At 38.1% G+C, this 19,015-nt stretch carries 14 protein-coding genes and 1 pseudogene; 12 read left to right on the forward strand and 3 right to left on the reverse strand.

The genetic code is table 11. The features are described 5' to 3' along the window. Positions 1-774: 774 nt before the first annotated feature. Positions 775-1,887, reverse strand: a complete 1,113-nt coding sequence (locus D5R40_RS21920) for a geranylgeranyl reductase family protein (RefSeq protein ID WP_124146815.1) — start codon at positions 1,885-1,887, stop codon at positions 775-777. Between the two features lie 732 nt (positions 1,888-2,619). Between D5R40_RS21920 and D5R40_RS21925 the strand changes: the two genes are divergently transcribed. Next, on the forward strand, positions 2,620-3,213 hold the full coding sequence (locus tag D5R40_RS21925) for a Uma2 family endonuclease (RefSeq protein WP_124146814.1): 594 nt from the start codon (positions 2,620-2,622) through the stop codon (positions 3,211-3,213). Positions 3,214-3,884: 671 nt separating this feature from the next. Here D5R40_RS21925 and D5R40_RS21930 read toward each other — a convergent pair. Further along, positions 3,885-6,110: a transglycosylase domain-containing protein gene (locus D5R40_RS21930; RefSeq protein WP_445974435.1), complete on the reverse strand. Its 2,226-nt coding sequence runs from the start codon at positions 6,108-6,110 to the stop codon at positions 3,885-3,887. A gap of 116 nt (positions 6,111-6,226) precedes the next feature. Continuing rightward, positions 6,227-6,482: pseudogene (locus tag D5R40_RS21935) on the reverse strand (ATP-binding cassette domain-containing protein); the annotation flags it as partial. A 1,248-nt stretch (positions 6,483-7,730) separates the two neighbouring features. Between D5R40_RS21935 and D5R40_RS42810 the strand changes: the two are divergent. The 11 genes from D5R40_RS42810 to D5R40_RS21990 all read left to right on the forward strand — a co-directional run bounded on the left by D5R40_RS42810 (position 7,731) and on the right by D5R40_RS21990 (position 18,860). Then, a complete protein-coding gene (locus tag D5R40_RS42810) occupies positions 7,731-7,880 on the forward strand; it encodes a DUF1254 domain-containing protein (protein ID WP_124145758.1) in 150 nt (49 codons plus the stop codon). A gap of 14 nt (positions 7,881-7,894) precedes the next feature. After that, on the forward strand, positions 7,895-8,638 hold the full coding sequence (locus D5R40_RS21945; protein WP_124155215.1) for a class I SAM-dependent methyltransferase: 744 nt from the start codon (positions 7,895-7,897) through the stop codon (positions 8,636-8,638). 557 nt (positions 8,639-9,195) lie between these two features. After that, positions 9,196-9,978: a DUF3326 domain-containing protein gene (locus D5R40_RS41345; RefSeq protein WP_282433654.1), complete on the forward strand. Its 783-nt coding sequence runs from the start codon at positions 9,196-9,198 to the stop codon at positions 9,976-9,978. Between the two features lie 4 nt (positions 9,979-9,982). Continuing rightward, complete coding sequence (locus D5R40_RS41350) at positions 9,983-10,633, forward strand: DUF3326 domain-containing protein (RefSeq protein ID WP_282433655.1); 651 nt, start codon at positions 9,983-9,985, stop codon at positions 10,631-10,633. 47 nt (positions 10,634-10,680) lie between these two features. Then, positions 10,681-11,841, forward strand: a complete 1,161-nt coding sequence (locus D5R40_RS21960) for a phytanoyl-CoA dioxygenase family protein (protein ID WP_124145760.1) — start codon at positions 10,681-10,683, stop codon at positions 11,839-11,841. Between the two features lie 72 nt (positions 11,842-11,913). After that, positions 11,914-13,233 carry a DegT/DnrJ/EryC1/StrS family aminotransferase gene (locus D5R40_RS21965; RefSeq protein WP_124155216.1) on the forward strand — a complete coding sequence of 440 codons (1,320 nt, stop codon included), beginning with the start codon at positions 11,914-11,916 and terminating at the stop codon, positions 13,231-13,233. A gap of 193 nt (positions 13,234-13,426) precedes the next feature. Next, complete coding sequence (locus tag D5R40_RS21970; protein ID WP_124155217.1) at positions 13,427-14,302, forward strand: phytanoyl-CoA dioxygenase family protein; 876 nt, start codon at positions 13,427-13,429, stop codon at positions 14,300-14,302. Positions 14,303-14,343: 41 nt separating this feature from the next. After that, the gene (locus tag D5R40_RS21975) at positions 14,344-15,219 is read left to right on the forward strand and encodes a hypothetical protein (RefSeq protein WP_124155218.1); all 876 of its coding nucleotides are present in this window, start codon (positions 14,344-14,346) and stop codon (positions 15,217-15,219) included. A gap of 104 nt (positions 15,220-15,323) precedes the next feature. Then, positions 15,324-16,505 carry a pyridoxal phosphate-dependent aminotransferase gene (locus D5R40_RS21980; RefSeq protein WP_124155219.1) on the forward strand — a complete coding sequence of 394 codons (1,182 nt, stop codon included), beginning with the start codon at positions 15,324-15,326 and terminating at the stop codon, positions 16,503-16,505. Between the two features lie 12 nt (positions 16,506-16,517). Then, positions 16,518-17,462, forward strand: coding sequence for a 2-hydroxyacid dehydrogenase (locus D5R40_RS21985; protein ID WP_240041635.1), 945 nt, complete (start codon positions 16,518-16,520; stop codon positions 17,460-17,462). Between the two features lie 294 nt (positions 17,463-17,756). Next, positions 17,757-18,860: a methyltransferase domain-containing protein gene (locus D5R40_RS21990; RefSeq protein ID WP_124145765.1), complete on the forward strand. Its 1,104-nt coding sequence runs from the start codon at positions 17,757-17,759 to the stop codon at positions 18,858-18,860. Positions 18,861-19,015: the final 155 nt, after the last annotated feature.

Raw genomic sequence — 19,015 nt, forward strand, 5'->3', positions numbered from 1 at the left:
GTAGGAGTAAGAATTGTAAGAATGATTTTTCTGCCCAACTATGAGCCTAAAATACTAACTTTTTGAGCGTGAAGAGCTGAAAACCAGGCACTTTTTTCGACCCCAAAAAGACACTTGTCTTGATATGTGAATGCTTTTAGATTTAATCAGCAAACCCTAATTAGCTATTACCATTCAGCTATCAGCTAAAATCGAGGGGTATAATACCAGTTTGATAAATCTTTGCTACAAATATTTAGGTTACTGCTATTGAGTCAACCCACCCCTCGCCCCTCCCCCTCCCAGGAGGGAAATACAGGAGGATCAAGTCGTATGGGAATAGGTTTGATACCATTTTTTATGTAGTAATTTATCTTTTTCGTCCAATATAGCAATCCTAAATAAGTTGTGACAAATCAAAAAGTAGATAAAAAAACTGAAACTTCTACCTGTTCCCTGTTCCCTGTTCCCTGTTCCCTGTTCCCTAAAAGCGGTAAGATTTTTATACACAAATAAAATAGGACTGCTATAGATATTTCCTACAAATTATTTTAATACTGCTTATTATTTGTAACATTCTTTTTTCACCCTTGGTATAATACTAAATCTCCAAAGTTTTACGACATCTTAATATCATGTTCCCCCTCCGGGGGAGCTACGCTAACGGACGGGTCAGTTATAAATAACATTTAAGAACTGACAGTACCGAAGAAATGCTAAAATTATCTTGAGTTTTCTCCTTTTTTTCCTTCTGCCCTCTGCCTCCTGCCTTCTGCCTTCATTTAGAATAAATTTTTATCTTTGCCAAAGTCGTCGCAAAGCAGAACCCACTACATCCGAATAACGTAATTCTCCAGACAAAATTTTTGTCATAATAGTAGTAGCACGAGGTCGCTTCACCCCTACTTGATAACCAATATGTGAAAAATGAGAAAATCCTTGGGCTAAACGTTGTGCCCAAACCATATCTTTACCCCATTCTTCATTAATTATTTGAGTGTATTTTTCTAAAGCAAATAAATCCCCATTTAGAGAATTATGAATTGCTGTTGCTGCTTTAATACCTGTAAATATAGAAGGGCGAATTCCTTCAGCAGTAAAGGGGTCAACAATACAAGCTGCTTCTCCTGCTAAAACTGCATTTTGTGTATGTAATTTTTGATTCCCATTCCATAAACATAAAGGATGACCAAACTTCTGAATATTTTGAATATCTACCTCAAACATTGTGGCATATTCTGTTAATAAAGCTGCAAAATTTTGACCATGTTTTCGCCAAAATGTACCGACTCCTATTGAGTATCCATCAGCTTTAGGAAAATTCCAAACATAGCCATTATTTAACATTCCAAACTCAAAATAAGCACTATCAATTTGCTGATTTTCAACTGGTACTTCTATTTCCATCGCACCACCTGAAAAGCGTTTACGATTGTTAAAACCCAACCATTTTGCCATGGAACCTTTAGCTCCATCCGCAGCAATTAAATAACGACCAATAAATGATTGATTATTGGTATTAACTTGCCAGTTGTTGTTCTTAAATTCTATGCCTATAACTTTAGTTTTATCTCTAATTTCTGCTCCCTGTTTTTTCGCTTGCTGAACGATAAAATAATCAAAAACTTCTCGACGTACCATCCAAATTGGTTCTTGATTTTTAAGGTTAACTTCTACTAAATCGCCTTTTTTCCAGGTATAACGAATGGAATTTATTTTCAGAGAAATAGCTGGTGTAAAATCAAAATCAAACCACTGTTGAACAATGGGAGAAACTCCACCTCCACAGGGTTTATATCGAGGTAAAGATTCTTTTTCTAAGACTAATACAGAACGTCCGTTTTTTGCTAGATGATATGCGGCACTTGCTCCTGCTGGTCCGGAGCCAACTATGATACAATCAAACATACACTGTTTTCCGTTGTTATGAGGTACAAAATTTTAGGTTTGAGGGAACAGGGAACAGCGGTGCGACCCCGCGTCGGCGTCAGACGCAAGCGGTCAGACCCCGCGACGACGCCAGCTCGCTTGCGGAATGCTGACCAAGAGAGGGAACGCGCACCAAGAGAGGGAACAGGGAACAGAAAAGAATAAAAACAACTATACCTCATAGCTTCGGAAACTGCTGTATAATTTAGTAGTTCTAGTGTTTTTAGTCATTTTATTTTGCTTCAATCCTAATATTTATTAAATAACAGGCGTGGTTCAATAATTAATAATTAATAATTAATTATTAATTATTACCTCTCCTTGAAAAGAAGAGGATTGACTAATAATGAAAATTTTTCTTCTCTTGGTCGATGGTCGGCCAGCGAGGAGACCCGTTCTTACAGACCCGCTCCGAAGATCGCCATCCCACCCTACGGGAAGCTGCGCTAACGACCGCTTATTATCCCCTTAAAAGGGGAGGCTTTAAACCACAATTTTTCGGTAAAAAGAGGTATGATATCTTGTCCGGATAAGAGCACAAACAAAAAACTTTCTCCCTCTACTACTCTTTCTTATTCTTTCTTTCCTTCTGACTGGGTCATCCCCCTCCTGGGAGGGGGAGGGGCGAGGGGTGGGTTGACTCCTAAATAATGAAGATTAATATTATACACTAATTCACCAATGCCAAATAACAATACTCTTGAAAAAAATATGCAAATTCAGACACGCAAGAAAGTATATACTCCAGAAGAATATCTATTATTAGAAGAAAATGCTGAAGATAAACATGAATATCTAGATGGAGAAATAATATCAATGACAGGTGGAACTACTAATCATAACGAAATTGCCAGTAATTTTTGTGCTTACTTAAAGTTTGCTTTAAAAGGCAAAAATTATCGTGTATTTATCGGTGATGTTCGTTTATGGATACCCGATTATAATTTATATACTTACCCCGATATTATGATAATTGAAGATCAACCAATCTATCATCAAAGTCGTACAGATACAGTTACTAACCCTTTCATAGTTGTTGAAGTATTATCAAAATCAACAGCAAATTATGACCGAGGGGATAAGTTTAAATTTTATCGGTCAATTCCTGAGTTTAAAGAGTATATTTTGATTGACCAATATCAGTTTTATATCGAACAGTATGTTAAAACTTCTGAGGATAAATGGGAAGTTACATATTATGAATCTGAAGGGTCAAGTTTAAAGTTAACTGCTCTAGATTTTGAAATAACATTTAGCGACCTTTATGAAAGAGTTGATTTTAATAATCAAGGTGAAGAAAGATAATTTTTATTGTGATGAAGATATGAAGTATATGTATTTGGGAATTTAGAGAATGCTTCTGATATTAATAATCTCAGTTTTCCCGTTTTAAATAATTATTTATGGGCGATATTGGTAGAGGGGGAAAGGTTGATATTTTATGTGGCCATGTTAGATAAATTAGAAGTCTAAAATCGATACGGAACGGAGTAATTAATAGTTATGAAGGTTAATTATTTAGGGATAACTAATAGAATAAACCCCTCCAATTTATGAAGGGGTATTGTTGTATTTTATTGGTTGTTTTTAGGAGATTTTTCCTAGCTTTTTATCTTTATTAATTGGTTTAATTTTAATCTAGATATTCTCATTGTTTCCTAAAAAATGGGGTGACCCCTAACTTTTGTTTACTTACAATAATAAGTAGTACTAATCACCCCCATAAAGCAATAGCAAATCAGAATCTTTACTGAATCTTTATATAGTTAATTTTTGTAAATAAAGTAGAGACATTCCCAGGAGTTTGAAAATAAACTTAACCCTCAGTAATCCTGAAGACTTAAAAATAAAGTCAGGGCAATTGATAAGCTTGGGAAATTTTGAACGACAGAGTTGCGGAAAGGCGATATTGTTGACGCAACGCTTCACGATCGCTACTACAGAAGAAAAAACTCTTACGCTTTTATTGAAGATATCTAATAATTTCTATCGTAATCATTCTTCTCATTCACATCCCTACCATCAGGCCCAATCTTCCCGTACCTCATCCATTTTGGCTCCACAGGTCTAGCTTCAATAGTAGGTTCGCGGTCGTAAAAACTGGGTCTGTCAGGAAAATCTTTAACAGGTATATCCTCAACTACCTGTTTCATAAACTGTCGCCAATTAAAAGCTGCTGTACTACTGACACCCCAGGTTGGTTTATTATCATCATTCCCTAACCATATTCCAGTTGCCACTTGGGGAATATAACCAATAAACCATAAGTCTCGTGCATCCTCAGTTGTACCCGTTTTGCCTGCTACAGGTCGGTCGTACAAATAAGCATTCGTACCACTACCATATTTAACTACATTTTCTAACATCCAGGTAACTATTGCAGCACTGCCGCGGTCTAAAACCTGCTTTGGTTGAGCATAAGCTTCATAAACAACTTGACCATTTTGATTAATTATTCTTTTAATTCCGTGAGCACCAATAAACTTACCCTCTGCCGCCAAAGTAGCATAAGCATTTGTTAACTCTAATAAATTTACTTCCCAAGTACCCAACGCCATAGAATATGTAGCCTTGACCTCAGATTTAATTCCCATATCCTCAGCTAACTTCATCACAGGTTCAAATCCCACATCCATCAATACCTGTACCGCTACCACATTCACAGAATAAGCCAAAGAATCAATCATCGATCGCCATCCACCATACTTTTTACCATAATTTTTTGGCTTATAACCATCCACTGTAAAGGGTACATCTCGATAACCATCAGTGGGAGGAAAACCAGCAGCAACTGCAGCAGCATAAACAAAACTTTTAAAAGTCGAACCTGGTTGACGTTGTGCTTGAATAGCGCGGTTAAATTCGCTCTCGGCAAAATCTCGACCTCCTACCAACGCCTTAACTTCCCCGGTGGTAGTCTCAATGGCGACTAATGCTGCTTGATCGAATCTTTGGCGAGCACCATCAATATCAACAGCATCTTGAATTACCTGTTCCCCTATTTCTTGCCAATTGCGATCCAATGTAGTTTCTATTGTCAAACCACCTGCTTCTATGACTTCTTGAGAAACATATTTCGGTAACTCCTTCTGAATATAGTTAGCAAAATAGGGAGCTTCAACTATCAAACGTTTTGGCGCACTGGGTTGTACTTCTATTGGTTTAGCGATCGCTATCTCAGCTCTCTGTTGAGAAATCAAACCTGCTTCTTGCATTACCCCCAACACGATATTTCGACGATTTTTAGCTGCTTCTGGACTTACTAAGGGTGAATATTCACTGGGTGCTGGTGGCAAACCTGCTAAAGTTGCCATTTCTGCTAAACTTAGTCCCGAAACTGGTTTACTAAAGTAGACCCAGGCAGCATCAGTCACTCCATAAGCACCAGAACCGAGATAGACTATATTCAGATATAATTCTAGAATTTCTTCTTTGGATAACTCCCGCTCCATTTTCCAAGCTAGCATTGCTTCTCGGAGTTTACGCCAGATAGTTTGTTCCATATCTAGGAAAACCATCCGTGCTAACTGTTGTGTGATACTACTACCTCCCTGCACAACATCTCTGGCAATTAAGTTGGAAACAAGTGCTCGAATAACTCCCTGATAATCAACTCCTGTATGTTGATAAAAGCGTCTATCTTCAATAGCAATAAAAGCTTGAACTAAGGGAGCAGGAATATCTTCTAATTTAATTTTTTCTCTGGTAGCAGGTCCTGTTTGTTGGATAATTTTACCATCGGCGGCTTTTATTGTTAAAGTGCCGTCTCTACTATAGGAAGAAATATCGGCAATATCTGGTAAACTTTGCTTTAATTTCAGCCAAGTTATTCCACCATAAATGATCATACTACCTATTCCGACACCACCTAATCCTAACCAAAATTTACGACGACCTAAAATTTCTTTGATATTTTTTATATTAACTGTTCTGGCAATTTTTTCTACAACCAACTTTGTGCTTTTTCTGTTGTTTTTTCCGCTACTACCTTGAGAGATATTATCTATTTTTTCCTGTTTGTTTGGATTGTCAACTTTTGGTGCTTGTAAGGGAGATTGAAATTTTTTACTCAACATATTTGATACAGAGCGGAAGTTATTATTTTTGCTAACTTTAGGCTTTATATATTGAGATTTTTTAATAAAATCTTGCTCTGTTTCTGATAATATTTCTCTTGTATTTTCAATTTTTTTATCTTTCACTTTATCCTCTTATACCAATTTGATAAATGTTTGCTACAAATACGCACGGTTGTTTCTAGTAGTCAGGACGAATGGCCATTTGCTCCTACATACGGTAGTTTAAAAGTAAGTTTGCCAATTAAATCTACATCACAAATAGTTGAAAGTCGATGAGCAATAACCAAGCTAGTACGTCCTTGAAAAAGATTCTTTACAGACTCTTGAATTAATTTTTCTGACTCAGAATCTAAAGCTGAAGTTGCTTCATCTAAAATGACAATTTGGATTTTTTAGCAAAACTCGGGCGATCGCTATTCTTTGTCTTTGTCCTCCTGATAGTTTCACTCCTTGCTCGCCAATAATAGAGTTATAACCATCAGGAAAATTCATAATGTCGAAGCAGGTTCTTGTCCTACAAATAATATCATGTCCGGATAATTAGTTATAAAAAAACTTTCTCCTTCTTCTCCTGTTGTTCTTCTTTATTACCTCTTTCCTCCTGACTCCTGAGGACTGACTCCTGAGGACTCCGTAGTTATTTATTTATCACTGTTTAACCGGACATGATATAAGACTCATTTACCTTGGCTAGCGTATCGTTTAGCAGTGGCAAATGCGATAGTAGTTCGACCCGTACCACCTTTTCCCCAAAATGTATAAGTAATGGTCATTTCAGTTATCAGTTATCAGTACTTCCGGCTGAAATCAGAACCTTGAAATACTGAAGTTTATTTTTTGATCCCCTTAAAAGGGAAGCCTTGAGACCTTATTTTTTGGTCATTAATCCATCTATCAAAAGTTTAGAATCAAGGAACATTTACTGATAATATCTTTGGCAATAAGTGACTTAATAATTAAAACTAATATGTTTTGAAAATAAATTATTTAATTTCTATAGCTGAGAAAGTTATAATTTTTGATTATTCACAGAGATAGCTTACCGCTAAACTAACCTTAAGGTCTTTGAATTACCCAATAACACAAGCTCATCCCAAGGCTACTTTAGATTGTGGTTTGGGACATAGCTTGAATTTGTATTGGCCTTTTTCACAAGGTTTTATACCAATTTGAAAAAAGAATGTTACGAATAGTAAGGGCGATAAAAATATTTTACAGGAGATGTCCTTTTGAGAAAAAAGATGATTTACGGCTTAAAAAATGGTATTGAAGCAATTCATTCTGACTCCTGACTCCTGACTCCTAAAAAGTACCCTAGCTATTTGTAGCAAACATTTATTAAATTGGTATTACTGATGTTTTTCAATAGATCGTCTTTTGTTATGAGGTTATCCCCATGCCTTTTGTAAATAGAAAATCCGATTTTGATTAGGAAGAAGAATACGCATATACCCTCGGAGTGCAGGCATTTATCTATGCCTTTTCTTGGGGCTAACTACTGAAGCCGAATAATTGAACAAAGTTAGACAAATATTAATAAATATTGAAAATATCCTGATTGTCTGCTATCATGGGTTAATTTTGATTCTAAATTATCAAAAACTTTTTGTCATGACTTACCAGTTCAAATGCAATCAATCAAGAGCTATATGCCAAGAGCTTACAAGCATCACCTAATATTGAATGAGGGTACGGTCAACCAATTTATCTACCTCCGGAAACTGAAGGATTCATCCCACCAACTTGCTTGGTGGCGCACCTAACAACGACACCATGTATTCTCAGGCAGTTGTATATCTGGGTGACGAACCCCTTATCCTATCGATTCCACTACTCCCCTCGAATCTGGAACTTCCAGACTATCGCTACCACAACGTACAATTTACTGAATAGGAACTAACAAAAATATGTCGAATATAGATCAAGCTTCTTCAGCTACTATTAGAAAGCAGAATGAATACATAGAACTTGCTCAATTTTATGATTTATTGATGCAAGCAGGTTATTACGATCATCAAGCTTTTGTTAACTCATTGGCACTTATCTTAGGAAGCAGAACAAAAATCTTAGATGTGGGTATCGGAACTGGTTTACTTACTGAACAAATGCTGCAAGTTCAGAATTACGAGATCACAGGAGTAGACTTTTCTGAAGAAATGCTTGTCAAAGCTCGGCGTAGGTTGTCAGATTACAATGTCAAGTTATTAAATTTAGACATTAGAGACTATCCAGAAAATGAGTCCTTCCAATCTATCATTTCTAGTGGTGGTACTATCTGTATTTCACACCAAGATAGCGGGCAGTATCGATTATATAGTTACTGCGATGATAAGTTAGATCATCTTAGCCTACTGCGTAAACTCTACAATCTCTTAGAAGACGATGGATTACTAATTATTTCAATTCAGGGAGAACACAAGAACTATTCAAAAGCAATATCAGAAGATATTACTTACTCTCAAGAAATCAACTATTCAGGTGACTATATGACAAAGTGGTATACATTTTCCAATGAGGAAAAAATACTTTCACGTCAATCTGTAAAATTGGTCGTTTTCGATGAAATAGAAATGATTAATTCATTTACTGAAGTCGGGTTTAAGTCTCTAGGGGTTGATCAATCCAATAAGTTTTACGTTTTCCAAAGGTAAATGTTGTGGTGTTGGTGAATCAAACTATGAAATAATCACTCTGGTGTTACAAGAAACCGGGTTTGTTGGAGACAGATGCCAATACCTTAGTGGTATCTAATACAAACCCAATTTCCCAAAAAAAAATCATAGCAAAAATGTAACCGCTCAATAAATGGGGGCGGACTACCTATTCGAGAAGGATTTTACTCCATTTGAGGCTTGTCATTGAACGATTTACCCCGAATTATTCAGCGGTTACGCAAAAATCACTAATGCCAATATTGTCTCTAGTCTCTCCAGCACTCTGACTTTTATCGCTATCTCTATTCCCTGGGCGATTGAATATGACAATCGTTCAACAAACCCAATCCGCTAAAAGCTGAGATTGGGTATTGGGAAGACAAATTCCAATTTATAGCAGTTTTCATGTAAGTATTCAAGCGGACATGATATTACAACTTTTTTTTGTTGGTTGCAGGAGCATCAAGAAATTTTTCCTCAACTTGTAATTATTTAGTTGACTTTAGATTATAATTATTTATGTTGCTTCAAGTTAATCTTAAAACGTTTAGTTAATGTCTCAAGTATATACCAAAGACTTTGAAATTCAATGTCCTCCACAACAGCGCACCTGGAGGGAAATTGCCCAATTTATTGGGCAATTTCCCTTACCAGGCATTCCCATTCGCTTAATTTTAACGAAAGTTGAAGGAGATATCCTCACCTTTGAATCAAGCTTTATCGATACAGACAGAAAGCCAGTTTGGTCATCATTACTAGACATTAATATTCGTCAGCGAGTTTCTAATAAGCCGTTTGTAGCAGTTAGTATTATTCCTACAGGAGTTAGAGCAGAAATTGGTGGTTTTGCGGGAGACGCTACTCCCAGTACCAATCTGTTAGCAACCGCTTGTGACTATCTGGTAACAAATCCCAATGCAGTTACAGCATCGGATATCTATTTTGCTCAGGATAATGTTCTTTATTTAGAAGGAAATCTGATTTGTCAATTACTACTGGGTAATATTGGAGTAATTCCTGAGAAACGCAAAAACATTGCAGCAATTATTGAAAAGCCAAGAGATGAGCGATTTTTAAACAATGTTATTAACGCTCTAAATGGCTTGCGTGCTGTGGGAGGAATTAATATCGACCCTGTAGTTGTAACGGGTGGTTCTGTTGAAACCACCTGTACCTATTCCCAGTATGGTAATGCTTCTGGGGAATTTAAAGGTATGGATGAGTTGATAAAAGCTCTAGATGTGGTGGAAAATTCTGCCGTTGGAGCAGTAGCTTTAATCAACTCATCCATACCTTTAAATTCCCCAGAAGCATTACCATACTTCTGGGGAATTTAAAGGTATGGATGAGTTGATAAAAGCTCTAGATGTGGTGGAAAATTCTGCCGTTGGAGCAGTAGCTTTAATGACCACTTTGCAAGTAGATGACAAAGTGCGTCAAGCTTACTACCGAGGAGAATCTATTGCCAATCCCTGGGGGGGTGCGGAAGCAATTCTGACCCACATGACGACTAATTTTTATCCCTTTACTGCTGCCCATGCTCCATTATTATTAGAGTGGGAACATACGGGATTTGGTAAATTAGTAGATCCCAGAGATGGAGCAGAATTAATTTCTAGTGCATATCTTTGTTCTCCCATGAATGGTTTAATTAATTCTCCTCGCCCCGTAAGATTTGATACTCCTGTAGCAGCAGGTGAAACTAGGATATCCGTAGAGAATATTTCCGCAGTGGTAATGCCAGAAACTACAGTGGGAAATATACCTTTCTTAGCGTCTCTAGACCAAGGGGTTCCCATAATTTTAGTCAAAGATAATACTACTAAATACGATATTACTCCTGAAAAACTACAAATTGAAACTCAGGGACACAAGATATATCGTGTCAATAGCTACATGGAGGCGACAGGATTACTGTTGGCCTTACGCAATGGGATTGCAGTAGAAAGTACAATTCGCCCCATACCCCAACTCAAGCCGATTTTTCTGTAATTGAATATAAAACTTAGTTGATTAGTCAAATCAAAAGCTTAAAAAATATGATTTACGAACCGCACTTTTTGTATCGTCTGAAGCTGGTATTTGTTTTTGTACTGGTCAAACTGAAATTTCTTCAGCCCTTGTTACCTAAAAGTTTGATGGATAAATTGCCTACAGGGTGGAATAATCATATGTTTTGGGTAGCATTCAAATCAGGTGGAAAAAAGTTATTTTTTAATTATTACTGTAAGATGCAAGAACCAGCATCTTATAAACCAATAGTAAGCGTCGATGCTAAGTATCAATTAACTCAAGAAGACATTCGAGCTTTCCATGAAAATGGTTATATAGGTCCTTTCGATCTGGGCTATTCAGAAGAGGAAATGGTAAGAATCAAAGAACATTTAGTAGACTTAGCTGTAAATAAGGAATCGAAAATATTTTCCTATGCTAGACAGGATTACAAAATAACAGACGATCGAGAAAATGGTAAGGGTGGCGATGCCGGAGCTTTGATTGAAGCAAAAAAATCGGTTATCGACCAATTAAATGCATATAATCGTCATTTAGAAGATCCAATCCTTCTAAATTTATTCCAGAATCCAGCGATTACCGAACGTTGCGCTCAACTGCTTGGACAAGATCTTCTTCTATGGATGACTCATTTTTTTTGGACTCCTCCTTATAGTAAAGGCTCTAAGTGGCATCAAACCAGTACCTGGCTAAATTTTGATATGAAAGAATCATTCCTACAACCTCTAAACGTAGAAGAGCTTTTTCAGTTAACTTGTTGGATCGCCCTTACTGATGCACCAAAAGAAAAATCTTGCCTGCAATTTGTTCCTTGTTCTCGACGGGAAATTTATCCAGTTAAACACAACAATACTAATAAGGAAGGAAGGGTATATGGTAAATATGGAGTAGAGATTGATTATCCAATCGGTCAAAAAGATATCAAGTTACTTGAAGCAAAAGCTGGGCAGTGCATAATTTTTTGTGAACGAACAATTCACGGTTCAACGGATAATGTAACAGACTCGCCTCGATGGTCTGTTGTTGGTCGTATAATTAGACCAGACACTAAGGCATATACTGAAAAGATCCTGAAGGATGGCTTCGATCTAACAGTTTCTAATGTTAAAAAAGTTAAGTTGGATAACTGGAAAGCAATTCTATTAAGAGGTGAAGATAATTTTGGTTACAACAGAGTTGCTAAATAAATTAAGTCAAGAAATTGTTACAATATTGTAAATCCTGATATATCACTGAATTAGAAGCCGTTATTCTAGACGATGAATCAAATATCTCCTACTTATAAGTTAATTGCATCCCACAATCAGGATATTCAGATTAGCCTCTATACTCCTGCTCATCAAGGTATTAAAAGTAATGGTCATCGTCTGAGTGAAGAAATTTACCAATATGATGCACCATTTTTAACTCGTCCTCGTACTGAAAATATAGAGAAGCATTTCTCTAAGCTGTATGGCACAAAACATACTTTCTGGCTCACAGCAGGAGGTAGTCAAGGAGTTTTAACTACTTGTGCTTTACTAGGTACTCAGTATAAAAAAGTTGCGATCGCCCTCAATAGTCATATTTCCACCATAAACGGCATCATCTTAGCAGGATTAGAACCTTATTTTATTGATTCTGAATCCCTGATGCCAACTACTGATGAGGTAATTACTGCTTTAGAAACAAGTGGCGTATCAGCACTGTTACTAACTCATCCGAGTTATGAAGGGGTAACTATCGATCTTGCCACCATCGCTAATTATTGTCAGAAGCATGAGATAACTTTAGCAGTAGATGAAGCTCACGGTAGTCATTTTCCCTTCCTCGACGAACAATGGCAATCAGCAATTAGTGTTGGTGCAGATATAGTTTCCCATAGTATGCACAAATATGCCGGAAGTTTAGTACAAACTGCTTTGTTACATTTACCTAAATCTTCGCGGTTTAGCACCGAACAAGTAATGGGGGTTTTGCCTTTATTTGAAACCACTACCCGCAGTAATTTGTTGATGCTGAGTCTTGAAGATGCTATTAACAGGGGGTATTCTGAATCAGGCAAAGCTTTATTTGACCAAGCGATTCAAGAGTGCAATCGCCTCCGCAGTCAATTGGATGATTACGGCAAGGTGTTAACTTATGACCCCCAAGTTAGCGATCCGCTGAAAATCTATTTAAAGAGCGATCGCCTTACGGGTTCGGAGTTAGAAGAACTTTTGTACGAACAGGGGATTGATGGAGAATTTGCTGGAGAGGAGGGATTATTATTAATTTTCTCTTTTCATCATGATCGACAAGATTTCCAATTTATGAGAGAAACTTTGGCTAAAGTTGTGCCCATTCTGATGGAAAAACCAATAAAACAGGTTTTACCTGATAGTTATTATTGTCGCAATCCCGTAATGAAAATGTTACCCAAGGATGCTTTCTTTTGCAGGAAACAAAAGTTACCAATAGAGAAAGCATTGGGTAAAATTAGTAGTTGTTGGATTAAAAAAGTTCCCCCAGGAAGTCCTCTTTTAGTACCAGGAGAAGAGGTTACTAATTGGCATCTCAAAGTTTTAGAATCTAACACCATGATTGATATAATTTGTTAAATCATAAAAATAATATCAAATCGGCTTGAATACTTATAGAAAAATATCGGACATTGTAGGTTGGGTTAAGGTACGAAACCCAACATCCTCATTGTGTTGGGTTACGCTGTCGCTAACCCAACCTACGATATTAAAGTTGATTTTCCGGATTTGATATAATATTTTTTGCATTGCTATCAATTACCTAAAAAAAATGTCTTCATTAGTAAACAAAATTACCTTATCCAAAGACGATAAAGAATTCTTTTGGGAGAATGGATTCATCAAGCTAAATAGACTATTAACCAGGGAAGCTACAGATAAATTACGGGAGTTGACCCACAACTCTAACCAAATGACCAAAGCTCCTGAATACTATACTGGGGATTTTTCCAGAATTGGTTACAGTGTAGAAAATGCTGTGACTCACCAAATCTATTCTGAGGAAAACTTTAAATACACTCTCAAGCAATTAATCAAGAATGAATTAACTTTCACCGAAAGTGTGGGATTTGAATTAAAGCCTAACAAAAGAGGATTTTATTTCCACCTGGATGTAGCTAGTTTTAGCTTTATTCAAGCAGAAGATTTAGCCTATTCTATTTGGATACCCCTAGCTCCCATTAATACCAAAGAGCAGCACGGAGGGATGGCATATGTACCTCAAAAAGTTTATCCTGCCTCTGGGTATTTTTCCCTGATCTATGAATTAGTACAACACGAAAATATTGCCGAATTTTGTCAAACTGAAGATTTTAAATTTTTTAACTTTCCCCATGCTTCTAAAGTGGAAGAATTGATTCTAGAGAAAAATAAAGTGGAAGATGACTTTGAAGTAGGTGATGCTCTGTTACTAAACAAATTTGTCTGGCATAGGAGTGTTCCTCTGAAGGAAGGAAAGTTACCATCAAGGATGGCATACACAATGCGTTTTGTCGATTCCCAAGCTCGCTACGCGAAAAAGTTTCTTGATGATTTTAATTACATGGTGAAAGCTATGGGGGACGATCCTTTAACTTCCTTTGGTTATAAATTAACCGATCTGAAAGAGGGTGATTTAATCTCTAAGAGTAAGTTTGTTTATAGCTAATTATTCTAAATCCTATATCCTAACTTCTTATTAAAAAACTTATGTCTTTGCTAGTCAACAAAATCACTATATCCCCAGAAGAAAAAAACTCTTTTGCTGAGAATGGGTTTATTAAACTCAAAAAACTGTTTACAGATGAAGCCATCGATAAATTACGGTATCTAACAGCCGAATCTAATCAAGTAACAAAAGTTCCAGAATCTTACGGTGGGGATTTTTCCAGAATGGGCTATGACCTAGAAAATGACGTAACAAAAAAAATCTATTCCCACGAAAACTTTAAAAACACCCTCAAGCAATTAATCGAAAATGAATTAATCTTCACTCAAGATTTGGGATTTGAATTAAAACCAAACAGAAAAGGTTTTAATTTCCATCTAGATTTAGTTAGTTTTAACTTCATTAAACCAGAAGATTTAGCCTATTCTATTTGGATACCATTAAATCCAATTAATACCAAGGAGCAACATGGAGGGATGGCATATGTACCCCGAAAGGCTTATCCTACCTATGGGTACTATTCCCTCCGGTACGAACTAATACAACACCAAGATTTTGCCGAATTTTGTCAAACCGAAGATTTTAATTATGTTGATTTTTTCTACGCTTCTAAACTGGAAAACTTAGTTTTAGAGAAAAATAAAGTAGAAGATGATTTTGAAGTAGGTGATGCCCTTTTACTAGACAAATTTGTTTGGCATAGAAGTGTCCCTCTCCTAGAGGGAAAATTACCATCAAGAATGGCATATACAATGCGTTTTGTTGATTCCCAAGCCCACTATTCAAAAACTTTTCTAGATGGTCTTTATTTACTGATAAAAGCTAAGGGTGATGATACTTTAACTTCCTTTGGTTATAAATTAACTGACCTTAAGGATGGTGATTTAATCTCTAAAAGTAAATTTGTTGAATGCTAATTAAATATCGTGTATTATAATGTTTTTCGTAACTACTAAACTAATGAAAACATAAAAAAATAAACTGTTTCTAACCTAAATAGTCCCATAACTTCCTTTAATCCATGCCAAGCCCAATACTGACATTTCCGCCCATGGGAATTGACAAGATTTCGACTCTGTTAGCTCGAAACCAATCCCACTGCCCACCCATTTCTCTAGCTTTTGGTCAATCGGAGTTCCCGATTCAAAAATATGTTGACCTGACTTTACAGGCAAAAGATCTAGAAAAAGTACTAGGTTACGGGGATATTGGCGGACAGATATCACTGCGGGAAAAAATTAGCAGCTTTTACGCCTCTATTTTAGGTGTGGAACTCCCAGTGTCACAGATATTGATAACTGATGGGGCGACTGGTGCATTAGTCTTGGCCCTGGGGCTGTTGGTGCGCCCTGGTAGCGAAGTCATTATACCAGCAGTCGGATATGCGGCCTATCCGCGAATTGTGAAGATGTTTGGTGGCATTCCAATATCGGCACCCCTGGATGCAGAGTTTAACCTCTTACCTCACCGACTGGCGGATTTGATAAATGCCAAAACCGCTGCCATAATCCTCAACTCTCCGGGAAATCCCCACGGAAATATAGCGAGTTTGGAAATACTAGCAGAAATTGCTTCATTCGGTATTCCAGTCATTTTCGACGAAGTTTACCAGTTAATGACCTTTGCGGGGGATTTCGCTCCCAGTGGGACGCAACTGCCTGGGGAACATTTCGTTGCCAATGGATTTTCTAAGTCCTTTGCCGTTCCGGGATTGCGTATCGGTTTTCTGATTGTACCGCCAAGCTATGCTGAAGCTGCCGAGAGTGTGAAAGTCTTGTTGAATATTTGCCCGAATCTGATCGGACAACTGTTGGCAGAAAGACTGCTAGAGCAAGCGCCGGTTCTGCTAAAGGCTCATCAAAGCTACTTGCGTCCCTGCCACAATTTCTTCTTGGCCACTTGCGATCGCAACTCTGTCCCAACACTCAGAAATTCCCAGGCTGGATTTTATGGCATCATAGAACTGCCTGAAGGGATGGACTCCATGACAGCAGCATCGATACTCGCCAAAGACTATGCAGTTGCCACTGCTCCGGGAAAGGATTTTGCTGAAACCGACCCTGGTTTTTTGCGCGTCAACTTTACTAAAAGCGGTCAAGATGTGTCCGAGGGAGTAAGGAGGATAGCAGAATTCCTTGCAAAAGTCAACCCTGAACACTTGCGATCGCATTCCCTTGGTGTTTCGAGCTTAAGCTTGAGTTAACGGCAAATGCAAATGAATATGACAGCACTACTACTGGCAAACATTGATTTAGAGGAATTATTTGCACAATTAATGGCAGAATTGAAAAAACGCAAGCCCAATCTAGATTTGCGAATCTGGCCGGAATGCGGGAAACCTGAAGAGATTGAGATTGTGCTGGCATGGTGTCCCCCACTGGGAGTGATGCAAAGATTTCCCAATTTGAAGCTGATTATATCCCTAGGAACTGGGGTAGAAGGGATTTTAGTAGACCCTGACCTGCCCGATGGCATCCCGATTGTGCGTCTAATCTCAGAGAACCAAACATTGGAAATGGTTGAGTATGTTACTTTTGCTGTTTTGCTCTTTCAACGGCGATTTATAGAGTATCAGGCATTGCAGCGATCGCGACGCTGGGAATATCTACCGGCACAAGATGCTAGATCCTTTACAATAGGGATTTTGGGAATGGGTAATCTCGGTTCGACGGTGGCTAAAAAGCTTGCAGCCATGAGGTTTCCTGTGCGGGGATGGAGTAGAACCCCCAAAGCAATTCCCGGAGTGGAGTGCTTTCACGGTCATGAACAGTTTAAGCTTTTTTTGAGCAAATGTCGGCTGATCGTGTGTTTGCTGCCCCTAACGCCGGAAACTCAGGGTATTCTCTGCCATGAAACGTTTTCAGCTTTACCGACCGGGGCTTACTTAATTAATGTCGGTCGAGGCAAGCACTTGGTAGAAGCCGATCTATTGAGTGCATTAGATTCCGGCCAAATTGCCTGGGCTTGTTTGGACGTATTCCATCAAGAACCCTTGCCCAAGGACGATCCTTTTTGGTCTCATCCGCGCATTATAGTCACCCCCCATATTGCTGCTATAGGTCCGGCTGAAGAGTTTGCCGTTAGTATTCTGGATGCAATCAATTGCAGTCGCGAGGGAAGACCGTTGAAGAATGCAATTGATCGAAACCGGGGTTACTAAGTCTTAATTTGGTGTTTGCTCAATAGTGGTTAAGTCTATGCCAAAGAAAGACTCTTTGACGATCAACTAATACCAAGCGTGAAAAAATAATGTTACGAATAGTTTAGTCAACTAAAATAGTTTAAGTCAGATGCATATTTGTTCAAATAGATTGTTTGAGGGCAAAAAATGATAATAATAACTACTTCTACTGACTACTGACTATTGACTACTAGAAACAGTATTAATATTTGTAGCAAACATTTATAAAATTGGTATAAATTCACCTTAATTATACAAGAAAGGAGCTATTTTATGGAACCAACACAACTTCCCGAAGCCGAGAGGGCTTTCAAATATTTTGATTTGTATGGCTCAATGCGAGCGCACAAAATCATGCTAGAAGATATGGCAAGGATGGAAGCCTATCACTCGGCGATATTCAAGAACAAGTCGGAAATGATTGCGGACAAGGTCGTCCTTGATGTCGGTACTGGAACAGGTGTATTAGCTGTTTGGGCGGCTAAAGCCGGTGCAAAACAAGTTTATGCTGTGGACGCCAGTAATGCAGCTAAACTTGCTAGACGCTTAGTTCAGTCGTCAAATGTGTCAGATGTCGTGACAATTCTCAACTCAAAAGTAGAGGAAGTGGAAATACCTGAACCCGTAGATGTAATTGTCAGCGAATGGATGGGCTGCTTTTTGCTCAAAGAATCGATGTTTGATAGCGTGGCATATGCTCGCGACAAATGGCTAAAACCAGGTGGATTGATGTTGCCTTCCCGTGCCACAATTCTCCTTGGACTGTACGCACCAGGGAATGATAGCGATCGCACCAATGTTGTCAAGTTAAAGTTGGAAAAAGAGATAGCAGAATGGAAGGAAACGGTTAGTAATCTTCAGAGTCTTGATGTGGACTACTCCGGTTTCACTTCGGAGGTGCTTCAGGACTTATCAGACTACTTTTTGACAAATAGTATGCGCGTCAACTACTTGTCCCCAGACGATCTCGCCTCAGCACCACAGAAAGTGCTTGAGTTTGACTGTGCCACAGTCGATCCGACCATACTCGTCCAGTTCAGCCAGGATTTCGAGTACACTATCAGCAAACACGCTGAAATTAAAGGGTTTCTCGGCTGGTTCACCACAGATTTTCCCAACGGAGTCGTTCTCGATACTGGGCCTGGAAAAACTTACAGCCATTGGGGACAGCAATTATACCCCCTCAAAGAGAGCTTAAAAGTTGCGCCGGGCGATCGGGTAGTGGGAACAATTAGTGTTAGCCGAGATCCGCATGAGCCGAGATTTAACGTAGTTGAGTTAAAGTACCAAGTTAATACAGGTCTAGAACAGACTGCTCTGTTCAACGTAGGCCATGTACAACATCTGGATGAAGGATCAAAAAATGTATTCGGCTGACCGGGTGATATGAAGCCCGATTGACATCCTCCCGACGCTGCTCTCACGAGACAGCGCGGGAAAACTATTTAAAAATTTAGTGTTACCGAAAAATTAAGGTTTAAAGCCTCTCCTTTAAAGGAGAAACAAGAAAAATTTTTCCTTTGAGTCAATCC

The organism is Okeania hirsuta, from assembly GCF_003838195.1.
GTDB lineage: Bacteria > Cyanobacteriota > Cyanobacteriia > Cyanobacteriales > Microcoleaceae > Okeania > Okeania hirsuta.

Bases quoted from the DNA above. Each gene is read 5' to 3' on its own strand.
- D5R40_RS21970 (WP_124155217.1), top strand. From the start codon at position 13,427: ATGTCTTCATTAGTAAACAAAATTACCTTATCCAAAGACGATAAAGAA.
- D5R40_RS41350 (WP_282433655.1), top strand. From the start codon at position 9,983: ATGGATGAGTTGATAAAAGCTCTAGATGTGGTGGAAAATTCTGCCGTT.
- D5R40_RS41345 (WP_282433654.1), top strand. From the start codon at position 9,196: ATGTCTCAAGTATATACCAAAGACTTTGAAATTCAATGTCCTCCACAA.
- D5R40_RS21920 (WP_124146815.1), bottom strand. From the start codon at position 1,887: ATGTTTGATTGTATCATAGTTGGCTCCGGACCAGCAGGAGCAAGTGCC.
- D5R40_RS21990 (WP_124145765.1), top strand. From the start codon at position 17,757: ATGGAACCAACACAACTTCCCGAAGCCGAGAGGGCTTTCAAATATTTT.
- D5R40_RS21980 (WP_124155219.1), top strand. From the start codon at position 15,324: ATGCCAAGCCCAATACTGACATTTCCGCCCATGGGAATTGACAAGATT.
- D5R40_RS21925 (WP_124146814.1), top strand. From the start codon at position 2,620: ATGCAAATTCAGACACGCAAGAAAGTATATACTCCAGAAGAATATCTA.
- D5R40_RS21945 (WP_124155215.1), top strand. From the start codon at position 7,895: ATGTCGAATATAGATCAAGCTTCTTCAGCTACTATTAGAAAGCAGAAT.
- D5R40_RS21975 (WP_124155218.1), top strand. From the start codon at position 14,344: ATGTCTTTGCTAGTCAACAAAATCACTATATCCCCAGAAGAAAAAAAC.
- D5R40_RS21960 (WP_124145760.1), top strand. From the start codon at position 10,681: ATGATTTACGAACCGCACTTTTTGTATCGTCTGAAGCTGGTATTTGTT.
- D5R40_RS21965 (WP_124155216.1), top strand. From the start codon at position 11,914: ATGAATCAAATATCTCCTACTTATAAGTTAATTGCATCCCACAATCAG.
- D5R40_RS21985 (WP_240041635.1), top strand. From the start codon at position 16,518: ATGAATATGACAGCACTACTACTGGCAAACATTGATTTAGAGGAATTA.